This is a genomic window from Nonomuraea terrae (genome assembly GCF_004348995.1).
GTDB classification, from domain to species: domain Bacteria; phylum Actinomycetota; class Actinomycetes; order Streptosporangiales; family Streptosporangiaceae; genus Nonomuraea; species Nonomuraea terrae.
The window spans coordinates 1-5,893 of sequence record NZ_SMKQ01000336.1 but is presented as its reverse complement, the minus strand read 5'-3'; the positions used below and the strand labels follow the sequence as shown (position 1 = coordinate 5,893).

Sequence of the window (5,893 nt, the reverse complement as noted above, 5' to 3'; positions counted from 1 at the left end):
GCACCCCCGCCCCGGCATCCGCGGCCCCCGCCACACCTGGCAGGACCGCCGCCACACCCGCGGCCGGCAGGACCGCCGTCGCCGCGACGGCCACCGCCGCGCCGGAGATTCCGGACACGCCTGCCGGCCGCCAGCTCCGCTGGCTGTTCGACGCCGTCACCCGCGCGCCGCTCTCCGAGAGCGAGCTGTCCGGGCACTTCGAGGCGGCCTTCCTCGCGAGCGTCACGCCCGCGCGGCTCAACCAGACGCTGGTGTCGCTCGCGGACATGCGGCTGGAGGAGCTGCTGCAGTCGCGGCCGAACGCTTTGGTCGCCCGCGTCACGGCCGCAGGCACGCCTTTCACCGTCCAGCTCGACGTGAACGCCGCCGGGCTGATCAACGGCCTGCTCTTCCAGCCCGTAACCCCACCGCCCGCCACGCCGCGGAGCTGGGACGAGATCGACGAGCGGCTGTCCAGGACCGCGCCGCGGACCGGTTTCCTGGCCGCCGAACTGACCAGGAACGGCACGTGCGTCCCCGTGCACGCCGTCGCCGCCGGCCAGGCGTTCCCCCTCGGCTCCATGATCAAGCTGTACGTGCTGGGTGCGGTGTCCGAGGCCGTCGACAAGGGCCGGTTCGGCTGGGACACCGAGCTCACGATCACTCCGGAGCTGCGGAGCCCGGGCACCGGAGGGCTGGCGGACCGTCCCGACAACAGCAGGGTGACCGTACGGGAGGCCGCCAAGCTGATGATCTCCATCAGCGACAACACCGCCACCGACCTGCTCATCCACCAGGTCGGCCGCAAGGCGGTCGAGCGCACTCTGCGGGCCTGGGGCGCCCACGACAAGCGCAACGTCCCCCTCATGACGACGAGAGAGCTGTTCCTGCTCAAGGGCGTGGACTACCCGAGCCGCGCCGAGCACTACCTGTCGCTGGGCGACGCCGAACAGCGTGCCTACCTCGACGACGTGGTGGCCGAGTGGCCGCTGTCGCGGATCGAGCCGTGGACGAAGCCCCGCGAGCTGGACAGGCTCGAGTATTTCGCCTCCCCCACCGAGATCTGCCGCGCCTACGCCGGGCTGGTGAAGCTGCGTGACGATCGCGTCGGCGAGATCATGTCGATCAACGACGCCGGGCTCGGGCTGGACCGGAACAAGTGGCCGCAGGTGTGGTACAAGGGCGGCTCGGAGGTGGGCCTCGACGACATGAGCTTCCTCGCCCGCACCTCGGCCGGTAAGTCGTACGTGGTGACCGTGATGGCGGTGGACACGGACGCGGCCCTCCCCCCGCAGGTGGGTCAGGAGCAGGTGGCTCTCGCCCGCGGGGCCTTCCAGCTGGCCGGCGAGTCCTGATCTGCTCGTCCCGAACGCCAGGTGCCGTCCGGTGTCCATGAGGTTGTCCGCATACTTCCTGCGGTCATCCTCCCCGCCGGACGGCGGCCCGCATGGTGGCTCCGAACAGGGCCAATAGGGTTTTCTGGAGATCACGCCCCCCGCAGACCCCCGAAGGAAGTCCCCCATGAACCCCTCGTCGAAGCCCGCCCGGCGCCTCGCGGCGGCCGCGATCGCGATCACCCTGCCGGCTTGTGTGGCCCTGCCCGCCTCGGCCCAGGCCACGGCGGCCCCCGTAGCGCGGAGCGTGGCCGCCGCGCCGGAGATCCCCGACACCGCCGCGGGCCGGCAGCTGAGCTGGCTGCTCGAGGCGGTCAACCGCACACCGCTCCCGGAGAGCGAGCTGTCCGGGCACTTCGAGGCGGGCTTCCTCACGAGCGTGCCCCCCGCGCAGCTCAACCAGGTGCTGGCCCAGTTCGCGGGCATGCGGCTGGAGCAGCTGGCGCAGCCGCAGGAGAACACGCTGGTCGCCCGCGTCACGGTCACCGGTGTGCCCTTCGCCGTCCAGCTCACCGTGAACGCCGCCGGGCTGATCAACGGCTTGCTCTTCCAGCCCGTAACCCCACCGCCCGCCACGCCGCGGAGCTGGGACGAGATCGACGAGCGGCTGTCCAGGACCGCGCCTCAGACCGGCTTCCTCGCCGCCGAGCTGACCCCGAACGGCACGTGCGTCCCCGTGCACGCCGTCGCCGCCGAGCAGGCGCGGCCGCTCGGCTCCATGGTCAAGCTGTACGTGCTCGGCGCGGTGTCCAAGGCGATCGCTAACGGAAAGTTCGGCTGGGACACCGAGCTGACGATCACGCCCGAGCTGAAGAGCCTGCCGTCCGGCCAGCTCCAGGACCGTCCCGACGGGAGCAAGGTGACGGTGCTGGAGGCCGCCGAGCTGATGATCTCCATCAGCGACAACACCGCCACCGACCTGCTCATCCACCAGGTCGGCCGCAAGGCGGTCGAGCGCACGATGCGGGCCTGGGGCGCCCACGACAAGCGCAACGCGCCGGTCATCACGACGCGGGAGCTGTTCGTGCTCAAGGGCGTGGACCATCCTCGCCACGCCAAGCGCTACCTGTCGCTGAACAACGCGAAGCAGCGCGCCTATCTGGACGACGTGGTGGCGAAGACGCCGCTGTCCCGGTTCGCCATGTGGACCGCGCCGCGTGAGCTGGCCGAGCTCGAGTGGTACGCCTCCCCCACCGAGATCTGCCAGGCCTACGCCGGCCTGGTGAAGCTGGGTGACGAGCACATCGCCCAGGCCATGTCGATCAACGACGCCGGGCTCGGGCTGGACCGGAAGGAGTGGCCGCAGGTGTGGTTCAAGGGCGGTTCGGAGCCCGGTGTGTCAGATCTGTCCTTCCTCGCCCGCACCTCCGCCGGCAAGACGTACGTCGTGACCACGATGGCGATCGACCCGGGCGCGCCGCTCGACCCGATGGTGGCGCAGGAGCAGGTGGCTCTGGCCCGCGGCGCCTTCACGCTGGCCGGGGGCTCCTGACTCACCCGAAAGCCGGGACCGTGGAATAGTTGAAAACTAAATCGGGTTGAGGGGGGCAGATCCCGCTGGAAGGAGCGCGACATGCCCGCCGTGACCGTCGAGAACCCGCTGACCCTCCCCCGCCTGCCCGAGCCGGTGGCCGCGGCCCCGGAGAGGAAGGTGCTCGCCGTCGAGACCGCGCCCAGCGGTTTCGAGGGCGAGGGCTTCCCGGTGCGCCGGGCGCTGGCCGCCATCAAGCCCGAGTACCTGGACCCGTTCGTGATGATGGACCAGATGGGGGAGGTCGACTACGCGGCCGGCGAGCCCAAGGGCACGCCGTGGCACCCGCACCGTGGCTTCGAGACCGTGACGTACATGATCGACGGGGTGATCGACCATCTCGACTCCAACGGGGGCGGAGGGACGATCACCAACGGCGACACGCAGTGGATGACGGCCGGCGCGGGGATCCTGCACAAGGAGGCGCCGCCGGAGTGGCTCGTGCAGCAGGGCGGCCTCTTCCACGGCATCCAGCTCTGGGTGAACCTCCCGGGCGCCCAGAAGATGATCGCGCCGAAGTACCAGGACATCGGGAGCACCAGCGTCGTGCTGCTGAGCAGCCACGACGGTGGCGCGCTCGTCCGGCTCATCGCGGGCGACCTGGCCGGGAACGTCGGGCCGGGCAGCACCCACACGCCGATCACGCTGCTGCACGCCACCCTCTCGCCGGGGGCGCGGCTGGTCATGCCGTGGCGCAAGGACTTCAACGCCCTGGCGTACGCGCTGTCCGGCCGCGGGACGGTGGGGAGCGAGCGGCGGCCGATCGCCGGCGGGCAGCTCGCGGTGTTCGACGGGTTCGGGAGCCGGCCGGGCCTCGCCACGGCGGCCGATACCATCTCGATCACGGCCAAGGACACCCTCGACGTGATCGTGCTGGGCGGTGAGCCCATCGGCGAGCCGGTGGCGCACTACGGGCCGTTCGTCATGAACACGCGGGAAGAGCTGGTGCAGGCGTTCGAGGACTTCAAGGCCGGCCGGCTCGGCACCGTCCCGGCCCATCACGCCTGACCCCTCGCACGACCGCGTCGCCCGGGATTCCCGGGCGACGCGGTCGGAATCGCGGGCGGACGCGCTACTTCAGGTTCAGGCAGGCGACGCGGGCGCCGGCGTCGCCGACCTTCGGCCCCGAGGCCACCGTGGGGTCGGAGTGGATCACCAGGGAGCCCGGGAGCTTGGCGCGGGTGAGCGTCCATTCGTTGCGCGAGCTGGAGCGGCCGGCGCCCTCGGCGTCGGTGGTGAAGTCGAGCCAGACCTCGCTGGACGGGTCGATCTGGCCCGCGTGGTGCTGGAAATGCGGGCCCGCGGCCTCCGGCTTCTTGCCGCAGGGGTTGGTGTGCAGGTGGGAGCCGTAGCGGCGGTTGGGCAGCAGGCCCTCGACCACCAGCGAGGTGCGCGTCTGGCCGCCGGAGGACTCCACGGTGACGCTGGCCTGGGAGCCTTCGGGGGCGAGCTTGCGGTCGTAGACGATGGCCGAGGTGTCGCCGGTGGTGAACTCCCCCGCGCCGGTCAGCTTGACGGAGTCGCCGGGCGACGCGATGCCCTTGGCGTTCGTCGCGTCCTGCGCGGGGCCGGGCGGGCCCGCGCAGGCTGCGGTGAGAAGGACGAGCAGAAGTGCGGGCACGCGCATTGAATGACCCCCCAAGATCCGAGCCCCCTCCGGATCGAGGGCTCCGAGAGGCCACCCACTCTAACCAGTGACCGGATGACTACGGATGGCTATCGCGGCCTAGGCGCCATGTTTTTCCGCGATGTCATCGATCAGGGCCGCGAGCGTGAAGTCGAGATCGGTCAGGCCGCCCTTGTCGTGGGTGGTGAGCGCCAGATGCAGCGTCCGCCAGCGGATGTCGATGTCGGGGTGATGATTGAGCTCCTCCGCCTTCACCGCGATCTCGTCGACGATGCGGATCGCGGTGGGGAAGTCGGGCGCGTCGACCGTGCGCCGGATCTCGTCACCCTCGCGCCGCCAGGCGGGCAGATCGCTGAGTCTGCTTTCGACGTCCATGCCGCCCACGTTACTTCAGTGCTCCCGAGCTCAGCCCGGACTGGATCTGCCGCTGGAAGACGACGTAGACGACCATCACCGGCAGGATCGTGATGGACAGCGCGCGAACAACGCCGGCCAGTCGGCCTCGTAGCCGGCCAGCGTCGAGATGCGGGCGATGCCCTGGGTGAGCACCCATGTGTCGGGATCGCCGGCCAGCAGCACCAGTGGCAGGAGGTACTGGTTCCACTGGCCCAGCACGTTGAAGATCGTGATACTGACCAGGCCCGGCCTGGCCATGGGCACCATGATCTGGAGGAACGTCCTGGTGTGGGAGGCGCCGTCGATCATGGCGGCCTCGGCGACGGCCTCCGGCAGCGTACGGAAGAACGCCGCCAGGAAGAACACGGTGAACGGCAGCGAGTAGGCGATGTAGACGAGCACGAGGCCGACGTGCGAGTTGAGCAGGCCCACCTGCCGCACGACGAAGAACAGCGGCCCCAGCGCCAGGAACACCGGGAACGCCAGCCCGGCCACGAAGTAGTAGTAGATCAGCCGGTTGCCGGCGAACGAGAAGCGCGCCAGCACGTACGCCGCCATCGAGCCGAACACCATCGTGCCGGCCGTACCGAAGAAGACGACGATGACGGTGTTGAGCATGTACCGCCCGATGTGCGCGGTGTCCCAGGCCCGCCCCCAGGCGTCCAGGCGCAGCTCGCCGGGGAGTTGCAGCGGGTCGCCGAAGATCTCCGTGTTGTTCTTGAACGACGCCAGGAACGTCCACAGCAGCGGCAGGATGATCAGCAGCGCCCAGACCGCGAGCGCCATGTGGGACAGCCCGCTCAGCACGCCGGGCTTCGGCCTTTCACGCATGTCTAGAGCCAACGCCGTTCAGTTAAGGGGAAAGGGCTGTTCGTCAAGACCGGTGAACAAAGCAGCGGAGCCGCTGTAGAAGAGGTCTGTCACTCCAAGACATCCTCACCACAGGAGCTCCGCTGTTGGAACAGG

At 70.0% G+C, this 5,893-nt stretch carries 6 protein-coding genes; 3 read left to right on the top strand and 3 right to left on the bottom strand.

Translation table 11 applies throughout. The annotated features are described in order from the left end of the window. From E1286_RS45530 to E1286_RS45520, 3 genes are all read left to right on the top strand, one after another. A partial coding sequence (locus tag E1286_RS45530) for a serine hydrolase (protein ID WP_132623384.1) occupies positions 1-1,334 on the top strand: 1,334 nt, incomplete at its 5' end. A 166-nt stretch (positions 1,335-1,500) separates the two neighbouring features. Further along, positions 1,501-2,865: a serine hydrolase gene (locus E1286_RS45525; RefSeq protein WP_132623382.1), complete on the top strand. Its 1,365-nt coding sequence runs from the start codon at positions 1,501-1,503 to the stop codon at positions 2,863-2,865. 81 nt (positions 2,866-2,946) lie between these two features. Beyond that, a complete protein-coding gene (locus tag E1286_RS45520) occupies positions 2,947-3,912 on the top strand; it encodes a pirin family protein (RefSeq protein WP_132623380.1) in 966 nt (321 codons plus the stop codon). Between the two features lie 64 nt (positions 3,913-3,976). Here E1286_RS45520 and E1286_RS45515 read toward each other — a convergent pair whose 3' ends face one another. From E1286_RS45515 to E1286_RS45505, 3 genes are all read right to left on the bottom strand, one after another. Then, positions 3,977-4,525 (bottom strand): superoxide dismutase family protein, encoded by a 549-nt coding sequence (locus E1286_RS45515; protein WP_165970235.1) that lies wholly within the window; start codon positions 4,523-4,525, stop codon positions 3,977-3,979. Between the two features lie 105 nt (positions 4,526-4,630). Next, positions 4,631-4,906, bottom strand: coding sequence for a 4a-hydroxytetrahydrobiopterin dehydratase (locus E1286_RS45510; RefSeq protein ID WP_132623376.1), 276 nt, complete (start codon positions 4,904-4,906; stop codon positions 4,631-4,633). A gap of 75 nt (positions 4,907-4,981) precedes the next feature. Beyond that, a complete protein-coding gene (locus E1286_RS45505; RefSeq protein ID WP_246075704.1) occupies positions 4,982-5,758 on the bottom strand; it encodes a carbohydrate ABC transporter permease in 777 nt (258 codons plus the stop codon). Positions 5,759-5,893: the final 135 nt, after the last annotated feature.